The 23,724-nt window shown below is 36.8% G+C and carries 18 protein-coding genes and 1 pseudogene; 3 read left to right on the forward strand and 16 right to left on the reverse strand.

The features are described from left to right. Window positions 1-55 precede the first annotated feature (55 nt). From OZX60_06760 to OZX60_06790, 7 genes are all read right to left on the reverse strand, one after another. Window positions 56-856 carry an energy-coupling factor transporter transmembrane protein EcfT gene (locus OZX60_06760; protein ID WEV45128.1) on the reverse strand — a complete coding sequence of 267 codons (801 nt, stop codon included), beginning with the start codon at window positions 854-856 and terminating at the stop codon, window positions 56-58. Beyond that, the gene (locus OZX60_06765) at window positions 849-1,703 is read right to left on the reverse strand and encodes an energy-coupling factor ABC transporter ATP-binding protein (protein ID WEV45129.1); all 855 of its coding nucleotides are present in this window, start codon (window positions 1,701-1,703) and stop codon (window positions 849-851) included. The genes OZX60_06760 and OZX60_06765 overlap by 8 nt, the downstream gene beginning before the upstream one ends. Continuing rightward, complete coding sequence (locus OZX60_06770) at window positions 1,679-2,518, reverse strand: energy-coupling factor ABC transporter ATP-binding protein (protein ID WEV45130.1); 840 nt, start codon at window positions 2,516-2,518, stop codon at window positions 1,679-1,681. The genes OZX60_06765 and OZX60_06770 overlap by 25 nt, the downstream gene beginning before the upstream one ends. 119 nt (window positions 2,519-2,637) lie before the next feature. After that, complete coding sequence (locus OZX60_06775) at window positions 2,638-3,273, reverse strand: hypothetical protein (protein ID WEV45131.1); 636 nt, start codon at window positions 3,271-3,273, stop codon at window positions 2,638-2,640. A 270-nt stretch (window positions 3,274-3,543) separates the two neighbouring features. Continuing rightward, window positions 3,544-4,281 carry a hypothetical protein gene (locus tag OZX60_06780; GenBank protein WEV45132.1) on the reverse strand — a complete coding sequence of 246 codons (738 nt, stop codon included), beginning with the start codon at window positions 4,279-4,281 and terminating at the stop codon, window positions 3,544-3,546. A gap of 571 nt (window positions 4,282-4,852) precedes the next feature. Continuing rightward, on the reverse strand, window positions 4,853-5,560 hold the full coding sequence (locus tag OZX60_06785) for a hypothetical protein (GenBank protein WEV45133.1): 708 nt from the start codon (window positions 5,558-5,560) through the stop codon (window positions 4,853-4,855). Window positions 5,561-5,964: 404 nt separating this feature from the next. Next, on the reverse strand, window positions 5,965-7,953 hold the full coding sequence (locus tag OZX60_06790) for a hypothetical protein (protein WEV45134.1): 1,989 nt from the start codon (window positions 7,951-7,953) through the stop codon (window positions 5,965-5,967). On the opposite strand from OZX60_06790, the gene OZX60_06795 reads away from it, so the two are divergent. Next, window positions 7,952-8,167, forward strand: a complete 216-nt coding sequence (locus tag OZX60_06795; protein ID WEV45135.1) for a hypothetical protein — start codon at window positions 7,952-7,954, stop codon at window positions 8,165-8,167. The two genes, OZX60_06790 and OZX60_06795, sit on opposite strands and share 2 nt — an antisense overlap. A 393-nt stretch (window positions 8,168-8,560) precedes the next feature. Here the strand turns inward: OZX60_06795 and OZX60_06800 are convergent, their stop codons facing one another. The 8 genes from OZX60_06800 to OZX60_06835 form a co-directional block, all read right to left on the reverse strand. Next, window positions 8,561-10,876: a hypothetical protein gene (locus OZX60_06800; protein WEV45136.1), complete on the reverse strand. Its 2,316-nt coding sequence runs from the start codon at window positions 10,874-10,876 to the stop codon at window positions 8,561-8,563. A 302-nt stretch (window positions 10,877-11,178) separates the two neighbouring features. Then, the gene (locus OZX60_06805) at window positions 11,179-11,940 is read right to left on the reverse strand and encodes a hypothetical protein (protein ID WEV45137.1); all 762 of its coding nucleotides are present in this window, start codon (window positions 11,938-11,940) and stop codon (window positions 11,179-11,181) included. Between the two features lie 104 nt (window positions 11,941-12,044). Further along, a complete protein-coding gene (locus OZX60_06810) occupies window positions 12,045-13,343 on the reverse strand; it encodes a hypothetical protein (protein WEV45138.1) in 1,299 nt (432 codons plus the stop codon). 175 nt (window positions 13,344-13,518) lie between these two features. Continuing rightward, complete coding sequence (locus tag OZX60_06815) at window positions 13,519-15,789, reverse strand: hypothetical protein (GenBank protein WEV45139.1); 2,271 nt, start codon at window positions 15,787-15,789, stop codon at window positions 13,519-13,521. Between the two features lie 405 nt (window positions 15,790-16,194). Continuing rightward, window positions 16,195-16,740, reverse strand: a complete 546-nt coding sequence (pgsA, locus tag OZX60_06820) for a CDP-diacylglycerol--glycerol-3-phosphate 3-phosphatidyltransferase (protein WEV45899.1) — start codon at window positions 16,738-16,740, stop codon at window positions 16,195-16,197. A gap of 23 nt (window positions 16,741-16,763) precedes the next feature. Beyond that, entirely contained in the window at window positions 16,764-17,684 is a 921-nt protein-coding gene (locus tag OZX60_06825; protein ID WEV45140.1) for a helix-turn-helix domain-containing protein, read from the reverse strand. An 83-nt stretch (window positions 17,685-17,767) separates the two neighbouring features. Next, window positions 17,768-19,063, reverse strand: a complete 1,296-nt coding sequence (locus OZX60_06830) for a pitrilysin family protein (GenBank protein WEV45141.1) — start codon at window positions 19,061-19,063, stop codon at window positions 17,768-17,770. Then, window positions 19,047-20,351, reverse strand: a complete 1,305-nt coding sequence (locus tag OZX60_06835; protein WEV45142.1) for a pitrilysin family protein — start codon at window positions 20,349-20,351, stop codon at window positions 19,047-19,049. The genes OZX60_06830 and OZX60_06835 overlap by 17 nt, the downstream gene beginning before the upstream one ends. A gap of 132 nt (window positions 20,352-20,483) precedes the next feature. Here OZX60_06835 and yaaA point away from each other — a divergent pair. Both yaaA and recF read left to right on the forward strand, forming a co-directional pair. After that, window positions 20,484-20,657, forward strand: a pseudogene (yaaA, locus tag OZX60_06840) (S4 domain-containing protein YaaA). A 177-nt stretch (window positions 20,658-20,834) separates the two neighbouring features. After that, complete coding sequence (gene recF / locus OZX60_06845; protein ID WEV45143.1) at window positions 20,835-21,962, forward strand: DNA replication/repair protein RecF; 1,128 nt, start codon at window positions 20,835-20,837, stop codon at window positions 21,960-21,962. Between the two features lie 11 nt (window positions 21,963-21,973). On the opposite strand, the gene OZX60_06850 is transcribed toward recF, so the two are convergent. After that, the gene (locus OZX60_06850; GenBank protein ID WEV45144.1) at window positions 21,974-23,713 is read right to left on the reverse strand and encodes a septation ring formation regulator EzrA; all 1,740 of its coding nucleotides are present in this window, start codon (window positions 23,711-23,713) and stop codon (window positions 21,974-21,976) included. Between the last annotated feature and the right edge of the window lie 11 nt (window positions 23,714-23,724).

The raw sequence follows: 23,724 nt of genomic DNA on the forward strand, positions 1-23,724 counted from the left end.
TTCTCTCCCATAATTATAATAAATAAATTAAATTGCTAGTAAATTTTATAAGTTATTACTTATAAATATTCCAAGTATATAATATTACAACCAAAGCTACAAATGATAAGACAAGACCAGTATCACAAAGTTTCCACTTTAATAGGCGGTACTTGCTTCTTCCCTCACCACCACGAAAGCCCCGGCTCTCCATGGCAATGGCCAAATCATCTGCCCGCTTGAAACTTGAAACAAACAAGGGTATCAAAATAGGAATAACACTTTTAATCTTCTGCATCAGATTACCTTCACCAAAATCCATCCCTCTTGATTTTTGGGCATTCATGATTCTGGTTGTATCATCCATCAGAGTCGGGATAAAACGCAGGCTAATCGATAGCATAAGACCAATGTCATAAACCGGAACCCCTATTTTTTTAAGGGGTGAAAGTCCTGTTGCTACCCCATCAGCCAGAGTTAAAGGCGCTGTTGTAAGGGTCATAACCGTACTTAAAATGACAATTAAAATAAGTCTAAGAGCCATATAAAAGGCATTAAGAAGGGCTCCGACTGTGATTTTAATAAACCAAATCTGGAATAAAAGCTCGCCCGACTGGGTAAAAAGAATCTGAAAAACTGCCGTAAATAAAATTAAACCAATCATCGGTTTTAAACCAGTATAATAGTAGGAAAGTTTAATTTTTGATAACAGAATAGCTAATAAAGTATAAACTGACAAAATCAGGTAACCCACAAAGTCAGTGGCCATAAAGATTACAACCACAAAAGAGAACATAACCAGAAGCTTACTTCTTGGATCCATCCGGTGGATGATTGAATTACCTGGAATATAGCGGCCCATTATTAATTTATCCATGAAGCATATCCTCCAACATCTGCGCTAGCTCCTGCCTGGTTACAGGTAGGTGGTCAAAGGTCATTCCCTTATCCCTAAGACTTAGGGCAAAATCAGTAGCCTTGGGAACTCCCAGCTGGTTTTCCTTCATAAAGGCAACATCTTGGAAAATCTGACTTGGTAGGCCCTCCTTGACCAAGTGCCCCTTATCCAAAATATAGACATAGTCAGCATAATCAGCCACATCATCCATCAAGTGGGTCACAAGAATGGTCGTTAAATTGTTCTTTTGGTGAAGGTCATTAAAAAGCTCCATCATCTGAATCCTTGCCTTGGGATCAAGGCCTGCTGTCGGCTCATCCAGGACTAAAACCTCAGGATTCATGGCAAGAATTCCAGCAATGGCAACCCGCCTCATCTGTCCGCCGGAAAGTTCAAAAGGTGAATGACTAAAAAGATCCTCACTAATTCCTACAAGAGCTAGTTTTTCCCGGGCTAGATCTTCTGCTTCCTTCTCTGAAACCCCAAAATTCTTAGGGCCAAAGGCAACATCCTTTAAAACAGTCTCTTCAAAAAGTTGGGCTTCAGGAAACTGGAACACCACCCCTACTTTTTTTCTAATTTTTTTAAGGTCCTTATTCTTGCTCTCCCTTGTAATCTCTGTGTCAAAGACACAAACCTTACCGCTACTTGGTTTCACAAGACCATTTAAATGTTGTAACAGGGTCGACTTACCAGATCCCGTATGTCCGACAAGGGCTGTATAAGAACCTGTTTCTATATTCATATTTATATCAAAAAGAGCCTGACTTTCAAAAGGGGTCTTTTCCTGGTAGATGTAATCTACTTTTTCAAATGTAATTGCCATAAATAATCTACAAGCTCCCTTTCATCCATATATCCATCAGGAAGGTCAAAACCCTTCTCCTTTAAATCCTTCTTAAGATTTGAAGTAAAGGGAACATCAAGACCGATTGACACCATGTCCTCTTCCCCTTCAAAAATCTCTTCAGGTCTTGCAATTTTAAGAACCTCACCGTCCTTCATCACAATGATTCGGTCAGAATTTACAGCCTCATCCAGGTCATGCGTGATGGAGATAACTGTTAAACCGTACTGATCCTTCAAACTTCTGACCACATTCATTAGTTGGTCACGCCCGTTAGGGTCAAGCATGCTTGTTGCCTCATCAAGAATTATAATTTCAGGCCTTAGGGCAATAACACCTGCGATTGCCACCCTCTGTTTTTGTCCACCAGAAAGCCTGGCAGGTTCTCTATCTTTAAAAGCTGACATACCAACCAAGTCAAGGACCTGATCAACCCTTTTTTTCATCTCGTCATAAGCTATGGCCTGATTTTCCATGCCAAAGGCAATGTCATCTTCCACAGTAGCTCCGACAAATTGATTATCTGGATTTTGGAAAACCATACCGATTTTTTGGCGAATGTCCCAGACATTTTCCTCGGTCAAAAGTTCTCCAGCAACCTTAATTTTTCCATCAAGTACCGGCATTAATCCGTCAATTAAACGTGCAGTTGTTGATTTACCTGAACCATTTCGGCCAATGATGCTTACCCACTCCCCCTTGTAAACATCAAAACTCACGTTTGACAGATTAAGCTTGTCACTATCCTCTTCGTACTTGTAACTTATATTTTCAATTTCAAGAATTTTTTCCATTCTCTGATTATATCACGCTAGGAGGATATTTGCATAGTTAGATAGTTGGGCCTAATTTAGATAAATTAGGCATAATAAAAGAAGGAATTTCATTTCCCTCTCTATTCAATATACTTCAATCAATTTTTCGGAACCATATATAAGTGATAGCAGATGCGTCCATTAATTGCATCTCCATCTTTTAGAGACTTCAATGAATCTTTAAATGTAATTTCAAGATTTTTTATATAATTTGTTATAATTCCAGTATTCTCTTCAGTAGTCATATGTTCACATTTTGCAATAATTGTATCTACACCTGTTTTCATTGATTCTTTATTAATTTCAAATCTTGTTACATGATAATCAGTCTGCTTATTTTTTTCCTGATGATCCCTAGTAACTTGATTATTATAAACACTGGCTTTTAATACCCAGTCTCTTTTACTAGAATCATTAAAAATTTCAACTTTATTATCCTGAGCAAGCTCCTCAGCATCAATTTGATGAGTCGTACTATCTGAGTGATCTATAAAACCATAGACGTCTGGCACATGATTCATTGCTATTTTTTCTTTTGGATGATTCGCTGCTAACTCTGTATCATATGGCAAAGTAGATCCACTAACATCTACTTCACTTTCATCACCATCAAGTATCTTAATAGTAACCTGAGTTTGTCCCGCACCTATAAATTCATCCGCTCTAACTTGGTTAACTCCATGGAAAACCAAGACTGTTAATACTCCTAAAATTAACAGTCGTATAATTTTCATTTTTTTGTGTACTCCATTCATATTTTTAGTTACTAATATATTAGATATCTAACCAAGATAGTAGTATACATTAAATAATTTGTGAATTAAAGTTAACATCTGCTTGTTTTCTGAAAAAATTATGTAAAAAACACAAAAAACCATATATTTTCTGAAAATACATGGAAAAAATTAAGAAAATAAAAAATTAAATCATCTACGAATAGAACTTCAATCCATAAAAATAGTTTTATGTAAAAAAGAAGGGACTTCCCCTTCTTTTAATAGTGATTATTCTGTAACCATGTAAAGTTGGTAGCTGATAGTACCTGAGACAACGTCATTTACCTGAAGAACGTGGTCAGCATCTGTAAAGGTAATTGATACGGCAGACACTGGAATAGTCATTGTACTTGTATTGTTAGTAGCACTAAGAGTTGTTCCTGATTTACCGTATACGTCCTGGGCAACAATTGCTTGGTAACCAGTTGTTGCAGCATTGACTGGTGTGGTACCTGTACCATTGTCTCCACTACTTGTAATATTAAAGGCAGTTACTGGGAAATATTTGGCCCCACTTTTGTTAATAGTAAGTTGACCGGTATTACCAGTAACCACATTACCATTCTCTGGATCTGTTACACTAGCTTTAACTTTCCAGCGACGTCCAACCTTACTATTGAATACTACTATGTCTTCAGATCCATCACCTGATGTACCACTACCGATGGTCGAAGCTGTAGCTGTATATGTTGTATCAGATACTTCAGTATTAAAAATATAAGCGGTCGGAACATGATTAAGAGTTAAACGAGTTTGACCAGGTAGAACTGGTGAAGTTGGGTCTGTTGGTGTAACTGGAGCAATTGGGTCTGGATCAGACTCATCGATAACGTTAACTGTGACCGTTGTATCATCAGTTTGAGTTTGAACTTCGTGGTCAACATCATCTGCAAAGGCAGCAGTAGAGCCAGCTCCTAACAGAACAGCTCCTGCAAGACCTAATCCTAGTAATTTTTTTGCATTCATTGTGAATACCTCCTAAAATCAATGTACTAAAATTTACAAGTAAATCCCAGTAGCTAAAGTTAATATACCTCCCACAAAAAAGCATAGCTACCCTTTTGTAGTTTCCGATAAGACACCTAGTCCAATCATCAGGTCTATGAATATCTCTTACTTGTCTAAAAAATATTCATAGACCAAACGAGAAAACCCTTGGTATCAAAGATGGTATACCTGTGCGACCAGATAATTTTGAACAAGCAAAATAAAGGTTGTTCAAAATTATCCTTAAATTTAACTAGCCTAAAAACATTTATAAAAAAATTTTATCATAAATAAGCAAGTTTTTTCTTGTTTATTTACAAGCTATTATATTGATATAATATCATTAGAATTAATAAAAAGCTAATAAAAGGTGTGTATTTATGAAATTATTTTAACAAGTTATTGTACTATTTTTAATATATTTATAAAAGTTTATATTATCTTAGTCTGTAACTTTAAATAACAAATCTATCAAAGACTTTAAAACAAATTTCTTCTTTGACACACAAAAAAAGAAGGAGAATATTCTCCTTCTTCTAATTGGGACATATTAAACTGTTGTAACCATGTAAAGTTGGTAATCAATTGTACCAGTTACTGTGTCTCCAGCCTTGATAACGTGAGTGTTATCTGTGAAGCCGATTGATACAGCTGATACTGGGATTGACATTGAACTTGTATTGTTCTCTGCATCAAGAGTAGCGCCTGACGCTGCGTTCACATCTTGGGCAACGACACCTTGGTAACCAGTTGCTGAAACTTCTTGAGCTGAACCGTTACCATTTGCACCAGTTGATGTAATCTTGAATGAAGTTACTGGGAAGTTAGTTGTAGTACCACTCTTAGTAATAGAGAGTTGTTCGTTAGCCACAGTAGCTTTAACATTCCATTTACGTCCGACCTTGCTGTTGAATACTACGATGTCTTCAGATCCATCACCTGCAGTACCACTACCAATTGTTCCTGAGTTTACTGTATATTGACCATCCGATACAGTAGTTTGGAAATCGTAAGCTGTAGGAACGTGATTAAGAGTTAGACGTGTTTGCCCTGGTAAAACTGGTGAAGTTGGGTCTGTCGGAGTAACTGGGTTGATTGGATCTGGATCAGACTCATCGTTAACTTGAACAGTAACGGGTGTTGTACCTGTTTGAGTTTGAACTTCGTGGTCAACATCAGCAGCGAAAGCTGTAGCAACTCCAGATCCTAGTAGAACAGCACTAGCAAGACCTAGTCCTAGTAATTTCTTTGCATTCATTTATGAATACCTCCTAAATATAATGTACTAAGATTTACAAGTAAATCCATGTAGCGATAGTTGTATACTCCTATAATCTAGCAAGAATGCTGTCCTATAGTCTCCGAAAATTACACCTAGTCTAATTATCCGGTCTATCAGTACCTTTGGTAAAGATACTCATAGACCAGATAAGTAAACTTCTAGTAACTGGAATGAATATACTTGAACGACTAAGTGGTAAACCACTTTTATTTGTTTTTGATTAGTTAAATAAATTATTAATAAATAATTAAGTTAACTATCTTTTATTAATATTTATTTATTAATATATTACTATGTGTTTTTTCAAAAATCAACTCATTTGCTCCAATTTTTTGTAATTTTTTTGAAAAAATTCACTATTTTTTCGTCTTAATCACAAGTTAAGGGGCATCAACTACACTCCACAAGATGGTCATCCCATTATGATCACCAATAGTCAGGTAATCATCACTTTTAAGCTGGATACCCTCATTTTCTGCCCAGGACTTAGTAGAGGTAATACTTCCATTGGCATCTGTACTTGTGCTTGCACCGCTGGTAGAATTGGTAAACAAGGGCTCACCATCTATATCAACCGGTGTAGCACTAGTATCTTCCTTCCAAACTAGACTAAAAGGTGCGCTACCACTGGTTTCAGCCGTAACCTCCCAACCAGTCTGGTTGATTCTAGTATCCTTAGTAGTAAGAGCCATGGTATTACCACTGTCTCTTACAAGAACACCTTTGGTATCAGTCATCTGTCTACCCGTCCATGAAAGACCTGAAGGAACACCAGTGAGGGTTATCATGCCGTCAACTGTTACATTCATAGTTAAGGTTTGTTTCAAAGTTTCTGTGCCATCTAACGACTGCTTGAAGGCTTTAAGGTAAAAGACTTTATTAACAGACTTAACTGGAAGATACGAAGATGGAATCGTAAAACTCAAACTATTGTAAGTAGACAATCCATCTGTAATAACATCAGCCAAATCTGACCCTATTTGATTACCAGCACTATCCGTCAATCTAAACATCAAATTATTGAACCTTCCGGGATCATTCCAGTAGAAGGTTCCCGTATAGTCTGCTGCATTATCGGTAGCCGTTGACAGAGAAATCGCTTTTGTAGAAATATCACTTCCGTCACTCGCCCAAGAAAGAGTAACCGGCGTTTGCCTAGTAAAGGACATAAAGGTAGAATTTTTGAGACTTGTTACCTGCGCTGTTGTAAAATTGGCATCTCCAGTTCTAGTAATAGTTCCGACATTTGAAGAATTAAGATTCTGAGACCAGGTACCAGGTTGTGTCTGAGGTAGAAAATAAGTGTAAGCATTACTTGGAGGTGCGTTAATGTAAGAATCATATCCCAGGGTATTGGCCCCAAAAGTATTAAAATTTATATTAGCAGCCCCAGTAATTGGATTATTTTTACCAGAAGTCGCTCCCCCTTCAATCAAAAGTCTCGCTGCATCATTGATATTAAAATTAGCCGTTCCGCTTATAATCATTGAATCATTATTAGCTGATGAAAAGACAGCACTGGAATTCGTCGGCATATTCATCGTCAAATTGACAAAATAACTAGTATTTATCGAATGAAGATCAAGATTAGCCCCTTCACCTAAAGTAATGATAGGTGACATACCCGTTTGAGTGATAATCTGTCCTGTACTTTCAAGTGGTGTTGCCTGTTTGAAAGATAGAGTCCCGTTTTTCCCGATAGTTATGGTTGGCGTTCCACCCCCACTGTAGATAAAATCATGGTGGGACACCGGAACAACAAGGCTTGCATTATCCCCGATTGTTACAGTTGTTGCAGTTGCTGCTGACCAGAAGAAACCATCTGCCTCAGTATTATTGTCATAGACTGTCGTACTACTGTTATCAGTGAAAACAAAGTTACAAGCCTCAGCAAATTCTTGAGAGTAGGAACCTCCCATCATATTAAAGACATTAGTTCCTGAAAAAACTATCTTGTTAGATGAACCTGTTAGGTAAAAAGGCTGTCCACCATAGTCAGAGTTATAGGTAACATTCTCCACGATTAATGTAAGATTTGTCCTACCGTCAGTCGTGGGAGCAATACCGTAATAATTACCAGCATTACTAGGACTATGGGATCCTATCGCACTAGCAAAACCAAAGGTCACATTCTTATAGTGAATGGTGATGTTACTGGCTCTAAAATTAATACCTTGTGTCTGACTCCCTCCCCCATAAGTTATAGTATAGAGACCTTGACCATCAATCGTAATATTCTTAGTGACATTGAAGCTACCTGTTCCTAAGGCTATGTTCGCCGTTAGGATAATGGTATCGATTGCTGAATTGGCTAATGCAGAAGTCAAATCACTTGTCGATCCCACATAAGCTGTAGATGAAGCATCCATGGTTGATACTGCTGCAAATGCTTTTAGACTAGGTGTCTCAGTTGATAAGATTTCAGCAGATGAGGATGAACTCGCAGAGTTTGAAATAGCCTCACTCAGAATGGATAAACTTCCACTTGATTCCGATGAAACTGACGACTGTACAGAGCTTGCTGAACTCGAAGTGGTTGAACTTGAGCTACTTGAAATATCTGAACTTATATCTTCTGAATAAGCTGAATTACTCCTTAAAATTCCAGCGGACAGGCAAGACAGAAGCAAAGCTCCTTTTAAAAAAACTGTATATCTCAATTCGCCCCTCCCTCCAATTTCTATCATGTAGACTAGTAAGGGCTTACATTACATAGTACTCCTAAGAAAACTACCCCAAACCGCCCAACAATTAATATTTAATAAAACATTAACTTTATTCTTTATTAATTAAAACACTACCGAAGGATTGTAAAACTTTTATTAGTTAATTAAACCACTGTATCATTAGTTTTTAATTAGATATAAAGATTCTTTTATTATGCGGTAATAATACCACACCTTTTTCTAAAAAGCTACACTTTCGATTTATTTTTTTGTTTTTTTTTCACAAAAATAGTTAACTAGTTAACTTACTTTAAGGAGCAGCAACCAGATTCCAAGAAATAGTAAGACCATTGTGGCTGCCGATAGTCAAATAGTCATCACTTTTTAAAAGAACTCCAGAATTTTCAGCCCAGGACTTACTGTAGGTAACACTACCGTTGGCATCAGTACTTGTTCCTATACCAACTGTATCCTTAGTAAAAACTGAGACATCTTCTAAATTAACAGGCACGTCTCCTGCAGCATCCTTCCAAACCAAACTAAAGGGCGCAGTTCCAGCAACATGTGCAGTAAGCATCCAAGGGGTTGGATTTATCCTTGTATCCTTAACTTCAAAAGACATAGTATTACCACCATCTCTAGCAAGAATACCCTTGGTTTGAGCGATAGTCCTATTAGTCCAGGATAGATTTGACGGCATATTTTTAAGGGATACCCTTCCGTCAACTGTTATATTGAGAGGTAGAGTTTTCATGAGTGTTTGACTACCATCTAAATTTTTCTTAAAGGCCTTGATATAAAAGCTTTTATTAACACTTTTAACTGGGAGGTAAGAAGAAGGAATAGTAAATTGGATGCCAGTATAATCATTATGCCCAGGTGTTGAGGCTATATTGGCCAAATCTGATCCAATTTGACTTACTCCATCACTGTCATATAGTTTAAAAATAAGATTGTTAAAACGTCCCGGGTCATTCCAGTAAACAGTATCCGTATAATCAGCCGCATTATCTGTAGATGTGGTAAGAGGCACTGCTTTTGCTGATGTATCACTTCCATCACTGGTCCACGAAAGGCTGACCGGGGTTTGTCTTGTAAAAGACATGAAGGTTGTATTTTGCAAACTAATCAGCTGGGAATTTGTAAAGTTCGGATCTCCTGTCCTTGAAAAAGTTACATTACTACCATTGTCAGATGAATTACCAGACCAAGTTCCAGGCTGGGTTTGAGTAAGGAAATTAGCATAAGAGTTACTTGGGGGAACGTTAATGTAGGAATCATATCCTAAAGTATTAGTCCCAAATGAATTAAAATTAATATTTGATTTACCTGTAATAGGATTACCGCTTGTTCCCTCAATCAAAAGTCTTGCTGCATCACTGATATTAAAGTTCCCTGTCCCTGAAATTTTCATGGAATCTCCAGATGCTGCAGCAAAAACAGCACTAGAATTCTTAGGCATATTTACTGTTATATCAGTAAAGGTACTGGTATAACGAGAGTGAAGATCTAAGTTAGCCCCTTCTCCTAGAGTAATTGATGGCGAAAGGGTTTGGTAAATAATTTTCCCACTTCCCCTTGTATCGCTTGTATTTTGGTTAAAGGATATGGTTCCATTATTACCAATCTTTATTACGGGAACACCGCCTCCGGCATAGATAAAGTCATGCCTTGATGTTGTGACGATAAAATTTGCATTGTCTCCCACAGTGATACTTGGAGCTGCATTATCTGACCAGATAAAACCACTGGCCCCTTGGTTCTTATCTGTTACAGTCGTTGTACTGTTGTCTTCAAAAACAAAATTTGAAGCCTCCGCAAATTCCTGAGAATTACCGTCACTTTCTCCTAACATGTTGAAAACATTGTTACCCTTGAAGATAATTTTGTCGTTCTTTCCTTTCAGATAAAAAGGTTGAGCACCCCGGTCTGAATTATAGGTAACATTTTCAATAATCAAGGTCCTACTTGAATTATTCCCTGATAGGTTCCTACCTGGGCTAAAGCCGTAGTAGTTACCAGCATTGGTTGATAAATTTTTGCCAAGGTCACTAGCCCTTCCAAAAAATATATTTTTAAAATGGATGGTTATATTATCTTGGTTAAAGTAAATCCCCCGCGTGTCACTCATAGTGCCGCCATAGGTAATTGTGTGATTATTACCTTCAATGGTAATATTCCGGTTAACTGCAAACTGACCATTACCAAGTGCTAAATCAGCAGTCAAGTAAATGGTATCCACCGAAGAGTCATTTAAGGCATTGGTTAAATCGTTTGTGTTTGCTACAGAAGCAGTAGTTTGTGTTCCCACATCCATGGTGCTAACTGACAATCTAGGGCTTATATCACTGGGCTCAGAAGAAGCGGAATCATCTGAGCCATCAGACTTTACAGACTCAGATGAGGAAATTTTACTAGAACTTCCCTTTACCTCACTTGATTGTGACGAACTAGGGGCCACCTGATTTATTTTAGAACTTTCATTACTAGTAGAAGACGGTGAAATATCATCAGCATGAACAGTTCCTAAATTACTTAAAAATGTTATCAATAAAGACAAATAGGACAGTAAGATAGTGTGTTTTTTGTAAAGACCCCACCTGGTCTTCTTTGATTCTCTTTCCATAAAATCCATACTTTCAAATATAATAATTAAATTAAGATCTAATTTTTCAAAAATATGTAAGCAAATAGAATTTAAATTCATGAGTTTTCGAAAACGTTTTATTCATTTACATGAAAACGATTATATACCGAATTTACAGGGTAAGTCAATAAAAAATAATTGTGAACTTCTTTTATAGTATTCAATTTTTTTTGTGCAATTTCTAAAAAAGGGCCTAAATATTTAACAAGTATTTTTTTATAAAGTTATTTTTTCACAAATAAAAAAGAGGACCTAAGTCCTCGGTAAATTTATAAGTGCATTTACGGGGTTACTGCTAAAATCCAAACAATGGATAGATTGTTATAATCCCCAATATTCATATAGTTACTACTGTCTAGCAAGATGCCAACATCTTTGGTCCAGGTTTTAGTATAAAGGTTATTACCATCACGGCTTACATCCCCATTTGTAAATACAATATGAGTGTCTAAAGGTTCTAGGGAACTTCCAGAATTTGCCTTCCAAACAAGAGAAAAATCTTCCGTTCCCTCAACAAAAGTTCTTAAAACCCAATTTTGCGGGATTGTGCGAGTATCTTTGACACTTATGGTCATATCATTACCTAGATCTCTTTCAAGAACTCCTTTAGTTTCAGTAATTGTCCGGTTGGTCCAGGAAAGATTACTTGGGGTAGATATAAGGGTTACAGTCGGATTAGTAACCGTTATAGCTATCGTCAAAGGCGGACTTGAAGTTTCTTCTATTAGGGCACCACCTGCGGTAGCCTTATAGACCCTAATGGTGAAGGTATAGGTATGTCCAGCTGCTAGATTGGCTTCAAGAATATAATAGGTAAAGGAATTATAACCCGTACCGCCATTAGTTTTAGCACCTGTAAAATCTGACCCTACTTGGTTATTAGATGAGTCAAAAATCCTAAAGACCAAATTCCTATCAGTCCCAGGATCTGTCCAATAAAAGTTGTCCTCAAAATTACCTTGAGATATGGTCTCAGAATTGCTGGAAACAACACTTCCATCAGCCCAGGATAAGGTGGTTGGCGTTTTTCTTTCAAGGATCAACTTAGTGGCTGCAACTAAGGCTGATTTTTCACCTAAAGAAAAATCACTAGTGGCCCTAGTATAGGCTCCACTTGCAACAGTCCAACCATAAGTATTAGTTTGAGTTAAAAGTGGATTAGATGATGCATTAGTAAAAACATCATAACCTGTCTCCCATTTGAATAGGTTGAAAAATTAAATTTAGCATTATTACCAACCACACTATTTGTTGTTCCTTGAAGAGTAAGTCTAGAGGCATTATCAATATTAAAGGTAGCCATCGTACTGGCATTCAGAGCATCTCCCACAGCAGAATTAATGACTACTTCAGAATCTCTTGCCTGATTTATTGTTAAATTAGCAAACTGATTGACTGACTGAGTTTGTATATCAAACTTAGATCCAATTCCTAATCCAACAGTCAGATTTTTATCGGTCTGTGAAATAAACTTTCCAGTACTTTTAGCGGTAGTCTTGATATAATTTAAACTTCCCCCATCTCCTATACTTATTGTTGGATTAGCACCTGAGGTATAAAGGAAATCATGATTGGAGGTTACATTAAAACTTGCCCCTGCTCCAATCTGCATATTAAGAGACCCATTAGCAGCATAGATAAATCCTGTTTGATCTGTATTACTATCAGTAACAGTTGTCGTACTTCCTGCCTCAAATATAAAGTTAGCACATTCTGCGAATTCCTCAGAATCAGTTCCACCCTTCATAATAAAAGTGTTGGTTCCTTTAAATGTTATTGTTTCATTTGCTCCATTAAGGAAAAGAGGTTCTGCCCCATAATCTGAATAGTAACCAACATTTTCAAGGACTAATTTTTTTCCGCTCGTTAAAATTCCTGGAGGAGCTATCCCGTAATAATTACTAGCATTAGTCTTATTATTTGATCCAAGAGCTGACTCAAAACCAAAATTTACATTCTTGTAAGTAATGGTTATATTGCTTGCACCATAGTATATTCCTCTAGTAGTGGAATTATTAGTCCCAAGTGGATTACCATAAGTAATAGTATACCTTCCACCCATCCCATCATTTTTGTCGCCGTTTATAGTAATATCTCTTGTAACAGCAAAGCCTAAAATCCCTAAGTCAAGATCACTTGTTAGGTTAATGGTATCAACTGTTGGCAAGGTAAGAGCCAGGGTAAGATCTACTATGTTTCCAACCGAATAGCTAATTCTTGCATCTGCCATGGTTGATGCTTCTACATTACTTACTCCTACGACTTCTCCTAGGATTTCTTGATCATTTGAACTATCACCTACCATAATAGTCGAAGAATCTGCACCTGAAACGCTAATACTTGATGATGGCAAATCTAATTCCTCACTACTTGAATTTTGACTGAGAACGTCATAGCTTGATGAATTCTTCCATGCGGAATTAGTTGACTCCTGCCCATAAGCCATAATAGTCACAGGCAGGTAAAAAATTAAAAATAAAAATGTAAAAAATAATTGCCTTAAAAACTTATGTTTCAAATTAATAATCCTATCAATATACTTTCTAATATATGCTAATACATATTAAATAATAAAAAGCAGGAAGCAGTTACTAAAAACTGTCCTGCTTCTTTTATTATGATTATGGCGTAATGGCTAAGGTCCAAGTTATGGTAATATTACTGTGACTTCCAATAGTTAAGTAATCAGAACTATTAACCAAGACACCCGTATTTTCATCCCAAGTCTTACTGTAAATGTCATCACCGTCCCGGCTGACATCATAGTTGGTAAATACTGTCTGATAATGTAAATCGACAGGGTCTGTAGATGAATCTGCCTTCCAAACCAAAGAATAATCATCTGTTCCTGATACAAGAGCCTTTACAACCCAGTGGTGAGCATTTTCATTTTTATCCAAAACCTCAAGGGTCATGGGATTATTAGTGTCTCTTGTTAAAATACCCTTAGTTTCTGAAATAGTTCGATTGCTCCAAGTAAGAGCTGTTGGGGCAGTGGTTAGGGTAACAACAAAGTCAGATGTTGTTAAATTAAGTAATAAACGCTCACTTGTTGTCGTTTCCTCATACTGGTAACCATTTGCCGTTTCCTTGTAGGCTCTAATCTCAAAATTATAATTAGCACCAAATTCTTCAAAATACATAGGTGCAATCGTATAAGTTTTAGATTCAAAAGCTGAATCTCCATCTGTCGTAACCGAAAAGTCTGATCCAACCTGGGTCTCAGTACCTGCAATAAAAATTTTAAAGATTAAGTTTCTGTTAGAACCATTATCCTGCCAGTACAAGTGGTCGGCAAAATAAGTTCCAACGGATGCAGTCCCTGGCTCTTGCAAATGCCCTGCTTCATTTTCAAAGGATATGACAGCCTTGGTTTTTCTTTCAAAAACAATTTTTTGGGCATTATTAAGTTGGTTCCTAACAGTCGTGGTAAAGTCCGAATTGGGCCTTGAAAATGAACTTCCCGCAACACTCCAGTAATCATTATTAGTCTGAGTTACTATAGGTTGGGATACACCATTTATAGATACATCGTATCCTAATGTTCCATTATTAAAACTCCCAAAATTAAATGTTGCATTAGTCCCTGCCACACTTGTGGTTGTTCCCTGGAGAGTTAGCTTAGAAGCTTCATTAATATTGAAGGTAGCCATAGTAGATGCATTTAAGGCATCATCTGATTTTGAAACAATTGCAGCCTCTGAATTTACTGCCTGACTTAAAGTAAAGTTTGTAAATACTGATTTTATAGGTGTTTGTATATAGAGAGTCGATCCAACTCCTGCGTCAATATTTAAATTTTTACCAGTTTGATATATAAGTTTTCCTGAACTAACAGTATTAGCCTGTGTTATTGATAAGGTCCCTCCAGCTCCAATGGAGACATTATGAAGTGTATTTAAATCTGAATAAATAAAATCATGCGTAGTTGAAATATTGACGGTCGCACCTGCTCCCACTTGAAAATTTAAAGGATTATTCTGAGGCCAAATAAAACCTAAATTGTTTGTATTACCATCAGTAATGGTGGTTGTGCTACCAGCATCAAAAATAAAATTCGATCCTTCAGCAAATTCCTGTGAATATGATCCACCACCCATGACAAAGGTATTAGTTCCTTTAAAGGTTATAGTCTCTGATGCCCCTGGAAGGTAGAAGGGTTGGGCTCCATATCCTGAATAATAGCCAACATTTTCAACAATCAAAGTCTTATTTGACATACCATTAGGAGGAGCAATCCCGTAGTTGTTACTAGCATTTGTTGTGCTATGACTGGTTACAGGGGTACCCGGGAAACCGAAATTAACATTCCTATAGTGAATGGTTATCCCATTTGCTCCGTAACAAATCCCAATACCAGAATTACTATCACCTGCATAGGTGATAGTATAGCGTCCACCAGAACCATTATCCCCATCAATAATAACACTATGATTTACCGGATTGGACGTAGTTCCAAGATCTATATTGGCACCAAGATAGATGGTATCATATGATGTATTAGCTAGGGCAGATTGTAATTGAGTTTGAGTGGTTACTGTAATACTGGCCCTTGTTGACATCATGGTCGATGATTGAGCATTTGGCTCTCCTGCCTCCTCACTTACTTCCACTTCATTAACCTCATCTGATGCAGAATCACTTACCTCATTAGAATTCAGACTTTCAGAATTTATAGAACTTGAATTAGAAATAAAAGATGAACTAGATGGAAGTAGACTACTACCTATTGAAGATAGGTCTGCGGAACTATCCGAAGAATCTGTAACTGAACCTGAGTTACTTGAAGACACACCTGAACTTCCCAGGGCAAAACCATTAATGGTCAAGGACAAACTTAAAATTATAACAGCTAGTAGGAAAAATTTTCCCTTAAAAAAATTACTTTTCAAACCCATTTACCCCCGTTCATTAAATTCTCAATCTTAGCCCCTAAAATATTTTTTTATGCAACAAATATAATATATTAAAGAAAAATATTCACTAAGATAGAAAAAATAATAACTAATTATTAATAATAAAAATTAAAATATATCACATCATAAACCCCGTTATTATAATGAAATCGCTTAAATCTAGATTAAATTAAAAAATAAGGAATATAATATATCAAATTATATAATTATAAGTTAATTTATTTAATAATTATTGATTTTGTATTCACTAATATATGTACAATGTTAACATATAAAAAATTAAAAATCTAATTTAAAGTTATGCTTTAAAGCTGGAATATCTTGTTATTGCCTGAGCCTTTTGATTAATTTTGAAACAAAAAAAATAGATAGCTGGGCTATCTATTTTACGTCCTTAAAGACTTGAGTATTTTTGGCAAAGTAGTCATATCCTGAGTAAATGGTAAAGAAGAGACAGATATATAAGGTAATATTTCCTAGGGTCTTCATTCCTAAAAGCAGGAAGATAATGGCAAGCATCTGGGTTGTTGTTTTTATTTTTCCAGGCATGGCCGCAGCTAAAACCGCTCCCCCGTTTTCAACCAGTAGTAAGCGAAGACCTGTTACAGCTAGTTCACGACAGATAATAATCGCTACCACCCAGGCTGGTGCAAAACCAAGAGCTACTAGCATGATAAAGGCTGACATAACAAGCATCTTATCAGCTAAAGGATCAGCAAATTTTCCGAAGTTAGTGACTAAGTTATCTCGTCTGGCAATATACCCATCAAGCCAGTCTGTAACACTTGCAAAGGTAAAAATTATTGCAGCTAAAAGATGGGTTAGGGAAATACCAAAGACTACGACAGATCCTGGTAGGGATAAAATAAGGATGAATACTGGAATTAAGATAATTCGCAGTAGGGTTAATTTATTGGGTAGATTCATCTCCATAAAGGGAGCTCACTTTCTTAATTTTGGTAGGTAATTTTTAGGGTTATTGTTCCAGTTGTAGCCGTAAGGGCTGACAAATCAAGCGTTTGTCCATTAATCTTAATGGTTACTCCTTGGACAACTCCTAAAGTTATAAGACTATTTGCTGCCTTATCAACTAACTTGGTCTGAGTAGATTTATTGTCAGGGCTTAGTACAAGACCGCTGGCTAAATCTGAATTGGTCACAGAAATCCATGAGGTAACCCCGTCAGCTACTGATAACTCAATAGTAAGAGGACTTGTTGCCCCTGTTATTTCAGCTGAAAGGCTAGCGCCTGACCCTGAAACCTTAATTTTTTCAGTCTTTTCAACTTCTTTATCTTTACTAGTTGACTGACTTTCTGAACTAGAAGATGTTACTTCCTTACTTTCAGAGGACTGGGCACTTGCCTGGCTTGATTGACTTGTCTGGCTACTTGTTTGACTGATTTTTTCATCAGTAGAAATTAAAGTTTTGGGACGATTTAGGAAAACGACCAAAAAGACACCTACAAGGATTAAAAGGGCTGCTCCTGAGAGTAAAATCAAAGGTAAACGCGCCTTTACTCCCTCAAGAAAACCTCTTCTTTCCCTTTCTTGCTCACGTTCTCCGAGCTCAAAATCAGCTAGGCTGGCCTTAAAGTCATCTGTATATGAATCTAAGGATTCTTCCTCCCCGATTTTTTGACCACTTTCATAGTAGTTAATTAGTGGACCGTAATCAATTCCTAAACGGTCTGAATACTGCTTAATATAAGCACGAACATAAAAGCTTCCAGGAATAACGCTGTAATCATCGGCTTCAAGAGCCAGGATATATTTTTTCTTAATCCTTGTCGTCTCTACAGCTTCATCAATGGTCCAACCTTTTTCCTGGCGCTTGTAGGCAAGGAATTCTCCTGCAGTTTTAGCTTTCATACTACCTCCTTTCATAATCTTTTTTTCTTAATCAGTTGTTACAAGTATACAATTATTTTCATAATTTTTAAAGGTCAAAATATCTAGTCCACAGGACTTGCCTTGATACAAAAGACACTTTTTTCCATTGAGGAAATGAATTTTCTCCCATTCTCCCTTACAAGGTCCAAGTTAATTTTTTCCAAAATAGCCGGATAATCAAAGAAGTTCAAATCCTCATAAATATTAGAAGCAAACTGGCTAGCAATAAACTCAAGGGAGTTCATACTTTTAAAATAATTACCCAAATAATCTTTTTTAATCAGCTTAAGATGCTCTTCTGTAAAATCTGGATCAAGTTCAAAATTATTTAGGGCCGCAGTAAATTCCTCCTCTAAGAACTTGGGATCTTCGCTGTCACAAGTGATACTTGCCATATGAAAGCGCTCATGAAGTTCAAAGTTATAGTCAAAGGAGTCATCAATTAGACCCTCATTATATAACCTTTCATATCTCTTACTGGTTGAGCCAAAAAGCATGGTAAATAGGAAGAAATTAGACATTCTATAGCTTAGAAGTTCAGCACCCTCACTAGGTAGAGAGTCTTTCCCCCTAAATCCTAGGGCAAATTTACTATTTACAAGATCCATCTCAATCTCCCTATAAGCTATAGAATCTGCTGCTTGAAATTTATCCCGCTTAATCTTTTGAGTCTTAGGAAAATTCTTTGTGTCCTGGTTCTTTCTAACAAAATCAGCCATCTGGTTAATTTCAAAGGGACCTGTAATAAAAAGATTCATATTCCCCGGCTGGTAGAAACTCTCATAGTTCTCATAAAGGTCTGTTACTGTGATTTCACTTATACTTTTAGGACTACCAGCAATATCTGCAGCCAGAGGAGACTCCGGATACAAGCTTTGCAGCAGGCCAAAGTAAAGACGCCAGTCAGGGTCATCTTGATACATTTGAATCTCTTGACCAATAATCCCCTGTTCACTCGTAACCCCTTCTTCTGTGAAATAAGGTTCTTGAACAAAGTCCAAAAGGACTTCTAGGCTAGCATAGACCTCTTCACTTGTTGAAAAAAGGTAGCTGGTCCGCTCAAAGCTTGTAAAGGCATTACTGGCAGCTCCAAGTTTTGAAAAATCTTGGAAAACATCCCCTGATTCCTTTTCAAATAATTTGTGCTCCAAAAAATGGGCAATCCCTTCCGGGTAAGTTTTTGAAGCTTCCTGATTATAGGGAACAAATGATGTATCAAGGGATCCAAATTTGCTTGTAAAAAGGGCATAGGTTTTATTGTAAAGAGGTTGAGGTAAATAATAAACCCTTAGGCCATTTTCTAGGTCTTCCTGGTATAAGCCTTCTTCTACTGCCTGGTAGTTAATCTTCTTGAGCATCTAAATCATCTCCCTTCAAGAAATAAATGGTTTGCAGGCTTACAAGTTCTGCAACTTTCATAACGTCTTCTCTAGTAACCGACCACAGATCCTTAAGCCAGATTTCCTGATTCTTATAAAGACCTGGAAATTCACCTCGAATAAAGGCCTGTTCTATCAAGTTTCCAGCAGAATCTTGAGCCAACTTGTATGAGGTTTCAAGCATTTTTTTAGTCTGCTCAAGGTCATCCTGGCTAAAATCACCAAGCCTCATGGCTTCAACCTCTTGATCCACAAGGAAAATGACCCTATCCTTTTTAGAAGCCTCAATCCCTGCCTTAATCCTTAAAAATCCCCTGTATGAATCAATAGAGCTTGACGCATAGTAGGCAAGACCTTCTTTTTCCCTCACATTCATAAATAATTTGGAATGGGCAAAAGCTCCCAAAAGACCATTATAGACAAGAAGGGCCATGTAAAGGCTATCCCCAAAATAAACAGGAAGGTTATAAGCAAACTCAATAATTGACTGATTAGCTGGCTTATCTTCCTCGTAAACTTCTACTTGATTAAGCTCTTGTTTATAAAAATAAGTCTGAGCTTCACTCCTTACGTCTACATAATCCAAACGGTCTGTAAAGCCAAATTTTTTGAAAGATTCCTTGAGAAAATCCTCAGTCTGATCATCAAAATTTCCTAAGACAAAAATATCGACCAAGTCTTCTTTAAGCATCTTTTGATAATAGTTATAAGTAGTAAATCGGTCTTCTTCTCTGACAAGCTCTGCTGTAGCACTGCTAGGAAGTTTCATGTTCTCATCTGTAAAATAAAGACTAGTTAGCCTTTGGCTGGCATAGTATGACCTGTCCTCAACACTTGCTTCTAAGTATTTTATTAGATTTTTTTGCTCTCGGGCATAGGTTTCCCGGTCAAAGGACATTAAACCGCCACTTTCACTTACAAGAGGATTAAAGATAACATCTTTTAAGAAATTAAGGGCTTCTTCCAAAAGATTATTGTCATTAACCAGGGCCGGGTTAACAAGGGATAAATTAATGGTTAAAAGGTGCTTTTTACCTTTTTTGGCTACCCTTGTCGAAAAAGTAGCACCGTACATGTCTGAAAGCTTTAAATCAAGATCTCGGTTACTTGTAAGATTTTTATTGCTGGTCTCCCAAAGGTTTGAAATTAAAATCCTGTTGGCTAAAATTTGAGCCTTAAAATCAGCCTTAAAACGAATGGCTATATTTATGGTTTTAAATTTCTTTTCCTTGATTATATTGAGATTGACACCTTTATTTACCTGCATAATTTGCTCCTTAAAATGATGTTCTCATTATAACAGATTTATTAAAAAAAACTGCTAATATTTTATTTGGGCTAGTTTAAAAGATTGGCCTACTAATTAAGATTATCTGCTAATTTGTGGTAGAATAAAGGCATGAATTATATACTATTTGATGAATTTATCACCCTCGGCAAACTGCTCAAGGAGATTGATATGATAAGTAGCGGAGGAGCCGCTAAGGCCTTTCTTGCTGAAAACACTATTCTTATGAACGGTGAGTTTGAAAACCGCCGTGGACGTAAACTGCGCGTGAATGACGTCTTAGAATTTCCTGACTATGACCTAACAATTGAGATTTCTGCTCCAACTGAGGAGGAAAAGGCTGAATTCCTAGAAGAAAAGGAAGAAAAAGAGCGAGTTAAAGAAATCGTTGCAAAACTTAATAAAGAAAATAAAAAGACTGTCAAAAAGCCTACCAAACCCCGCTTTCCTGGAGTAAAATAAATGAAGTTAGAAAATATCTCTCTTAGAAATTTCAGGAATTATGATGATTTAAACCTTGATTTTCATCCCAACTTGAATATCTTCCTCGGACAAAATGCCCAAGGTAAGACCAATATCTTAGAGAGTATTTACTACCTAGCCCTCACTAAAAGTCATAGGACTTCAAGTGATAAGGACCTTCTCAAGTGGGATTCTAAATCTATGAAGGTAGCTGGAACCCTTGAAAAGCATCAATCTAGGATTCCTCTTGAAATCATAGGGGGGAAGGATGGACGAAAGACCAAGGTCAATCATCTGGTCCAACAAAAGGTTGCTGACTATATCGGTCAAATGAAGGTTATCATGTTTGCCCCAGAGGATTTATCTGTCATTAAAGGAAGTCCTAGCATGAGACGGCGTTTTATCGATATGGAAATCAGCCAACTCAGATCCATCTACCTCTATGATTCCATCTACTATGGTAAAATCCTTAAGGAGCGCAATGCCTACTTGAAATTTGATAGCAAGAAGATTGACGATACTTATTTAAGCGTCTTAGATGACCAGCTTATTGATTATGGTAGTAAGATTATTGAGCATAGGATAAGCTTCATTAGGCATTTAGAAGATTTGGCTAATAAACTTCATTTTAAGCTTAGTCATGGTCTAGAAGATTTGACCATTAGCTATAAGTCAAATGTTTCTTTAAGCGAAGATGCCCCTACCCTTTCAGGGATTAAAGAAGATTTTAAAAATCAATTATTGAAAAATCGCAGCAAGGAGCTTATCCGCCACCAAACCTTGGTAGGACCTCACCGGGATGATTTAGAATTTTTCATTAATGGAATTAATGTTTCAGACTTTGGATCTCAGGGACAGCAAAGGACAACTGCCCTTTCAGTTAGGCTGGCTGAAATTGATTTAATTTTTGAGGAAAGTGGTGAATATCCTATTCTCCTTCTTGATGACGTCATGAGTGAACTGGATAACATCAGGCAACTTGACCTGCTTGAGACCATTATTGGAAAAACTCAAACCTTTATTACAACAACAACCCTGGACCATTTAAAAAATTTACCAGCTAATATGGAAATTTTTCAGGTTGAAGGCGGAAATATATCTACTGATGACATAAAAAAAAGAGGCTAAGGCCTCTTTTTTTATCGAATCTCCCTATAATCAGGAACTTCCTTATTATTGAAGTAGAAGTTACTAATGCGCTCTACTGCACCTGGTTCTACTGTTTCAAGGGCTTCTGAGATGTCCTCACGAGCTCTGTCATATTCCCACTCATTGTCAAAAATATCTACTGCACGGTTGAAGGCTTTAGCAACTTCACCGTCAGTTGTTTTATAACGATTTGAGTATTGAATTAGTTGTTCTGAAAGATTGGCATCATCTGTTAGACGATCAGTCGCATCCTCTAAGATATCCATATCTTCATTACTAATATCTAAAAGGTTTGAAATAGTGTCAATGTTAACTCGAACCTTATTAAGTTCCTTGAAAAGTGACTCTACACGAGATGTCGCCATGTAGAATAAATCTAAGTAGGCTTCTGGAAGACCTGGAAGATTCAATTTTTCAACATAACGTTTAATGGCTCTAAGTTCAATGTCAAAGGCATCCGCTTGCTCTTGAGCTTGCTTTTCAATAACCTTAAGCTTAGAAAGTGAGTCATTAATTGTAACCTGATTGTCCTCAATCTCATTTAAGATATCAAGGATTTCATTTAAACGATTGTTAAGAGTCGAATTAGCTTCCATACCCTTTTCAACATCTTCTAGTAAAGTGCTAGCATCTTGGCTGGCTTGATCAATTTGTACTTGATAAGCACGAACTTGAGCCATTTCATTAGCAGTTAAAACATAACTTTGCGAAATGTGATCAATCTCAAGAAGAAGATTTTTATTGTTCTCACGGGCATGGGCAATAAAGCTTTCTACCATGCCAATATTTTTTTCAAGTTGCTTACTTGCTGTATATTCGTATTCAAAGACCTTGTAAAGTGATGCTAACTGGTCTTTAATGACTTTAAGTTCAGCTTCAGCATGGTTAAGGTCAAAACGTTCAGCAAGTTCTGTTGTTTCCTTAACTCGCTTAGAGATTGTCTCAATCTCCTCATTGAAGTTGATTTCCTCAGGTAGCTTGTAACCAAGCTCTTCAAATCTCTTGTTACCATCCTTAAGTTCAGAAATATCTGCAGGGATTTCTTCATTAAGGGCCTTAATGATCTCAGGAATCTTCTTAGTAATTTTACCAAGAGCAATGGTGTGCTCTTCAGCAAGTTCTAGAACCTCAGCAGCTTCGATTGGATCTCCAGTTGAGTTAAGGGTAACAAAATTTGAAAAATCTTCTTCAATATTGTTTAACTGTTTTTCGATTTCATCAATAGTTGTCCCATAGATTTCTGGATTTTCAGAAATCTCATTACGAAGTTCCTCATAAAGATCAAGAGAGGCTTGGATTTTTGAACTATTTTTTTCCTCTTGAACGGTTAGGTCTTTAATGGCCTGACGAATTGATGTAACATCATTTTTCATCAGCTCAAGTTGTTTTTCGCAAGCATCAATTTCAGTTTTAACATTTAAGAAATTAAAGCCACGGTTTAATTCTTCTGCTTCAAACAGGTGTTTTTCAAGATCAGCAAATGAATTAGCAGACAAATCAACCCATTTTTGATTCCACTCCCTGTAAACACTTTGACTTTGCCCAATTAGGTGCATTTTTTTAACAGCATCAATCTCGCTTTGAGTTGGAAGATCAAAAAGTTCCTCCTTTTCTTCTTCAAGTTTATGAATACGCTTTTCATTACCTTTACGAGTAACCATGATAAAAATATATCCCGCTAAGGCCGCAACGATTATGATGATTAATCCCCAAATAATTGTTGTTGACATATATAACTCCC

The organism is Streptococcaceae bacterium ESL0687 (genome assembly GCA_029392475.1).
Lineage (GTDB): Bacteria > Bacillota > Bacilli > Lactobacillales > Streptococcaceae > Floricoccus.

What these genes read in the sequence shown, in the direction of transcription:
- OZX60_06760 (WEV45128.1), bottom strand. Translation starts at nt 856, where the DNA reads ATGGATAAATTAATAATGGGCCGCTATATTCCAGGTAATTCAATCATC.
- OZX60_06765 (WEV45129.1), bottom strand. Translation starts at nt 1,703, where the DNA reads ATGGCAATTACATTTGAAAAAGTAGATTACATCTACCAGGAAAAGACC.
- OZX60_06770 (WEV45130.1), bottom strand. Translation starts at nt 2,518, where the DNA reads ATGGAAAAAATTCTTGAAATTGAAAATATAAGTTACAAGTACGAAGAG.
- OZX60_06775 (WEV45131.1), bottom strand. Translation starts at nt 3,273, where the DNA reads ATGAAAATTATACGACTGTTAATTTTAGGAGTATTAACAGTCTTGGTT.
- OZX60_06780 (WEV45132.1), bottom strand. Translation starts at nt 4,281, where the DNA reads ATGAATGCAAAAAAATTACTAGGATTAGGTCTTGCAGGAGCTGTTCTG.
- OZX60_06785 (WEV45133.1), bottom strand. Translation starts at nt 5,560, where the DNA reads ATGAATGCAAAGAAATTACTAGGACTAGGTCTTGCTAGTGCTGTTCTA.
- OZX60_06795 (WEV45135.1), top strand. Translation starts at nt 7,952, where the DNA reads ATGGTTGATACTGCTGCAAATGCTTTTAGACTAGGTGTCTCAGTTGAT.
- OZX60_06790 (WEV45134.1), bottom strand. Translation starts at nt 7,953, where the DNA reads ATGGATGCTTCATCTACAGCTTATGTGGGATCGACAAGTGATTTGACT.
- OZX60_06800 (WEV45136.1), bottom strand. Translation starts at nt 10,876, where the DNA reads ATGGAAAGAGAATCAAAGAAGACCAGGTGGGGTCTTTACAAAAAACAC.
- OZX60_06810 (WEV45138.1), bottom strand. Translation starts at nt 13,343, where the DNA reads ATGGCTTATGGGCAGGAGTCAACTAATTCCGCATGGAAGAATTCATCA.
- pgsA (WEV45899.1), bottom strand. Translation starts at nt 16,740, where the DNA reads ATGAATCTACCCAATAAATTAACCCTACTGCGAATTATCTTAATTCCA.
- OZX60_06825 (WEV45140.1), bottom strand. Translation starts at nt 17,684, where the DNA reads ATGAAAGCTAAAACTGCAGGAGAATTCCTTGCCTACAAGCGCCAGGAA.
- OZX60_06830 (WEV45141.1), bottom strand. Translation starts at nt 19,063, where the DNA reads ATGCTCAAGAAGATTAACTACCAGGCAGTAGAAGAAGGCTTATACCAG.
- OZX60_06835 (WEV45142.1), bottom strand. Translation starts at nt 20,351, where the DNA reads ATGCAGGTAAATAAAGGTGTCAATCTCAATATAATCAAGGAAAAGAAA.
- recF (WEV45143.1), top strand. Translation starts at nt 20,835, where the DNA reads ATGAAGTTAGAAAATATCTCTCTTAGAAATTTCAGGAATTATGATGAT.
- OZX60_06850 (WEV45144.1), bottom strand. Translation starts at nt 23,713, where the DNA reads ATGTCAACAACAATTATTTGGGGATTAATCATCATAATCGTTGCGGCC.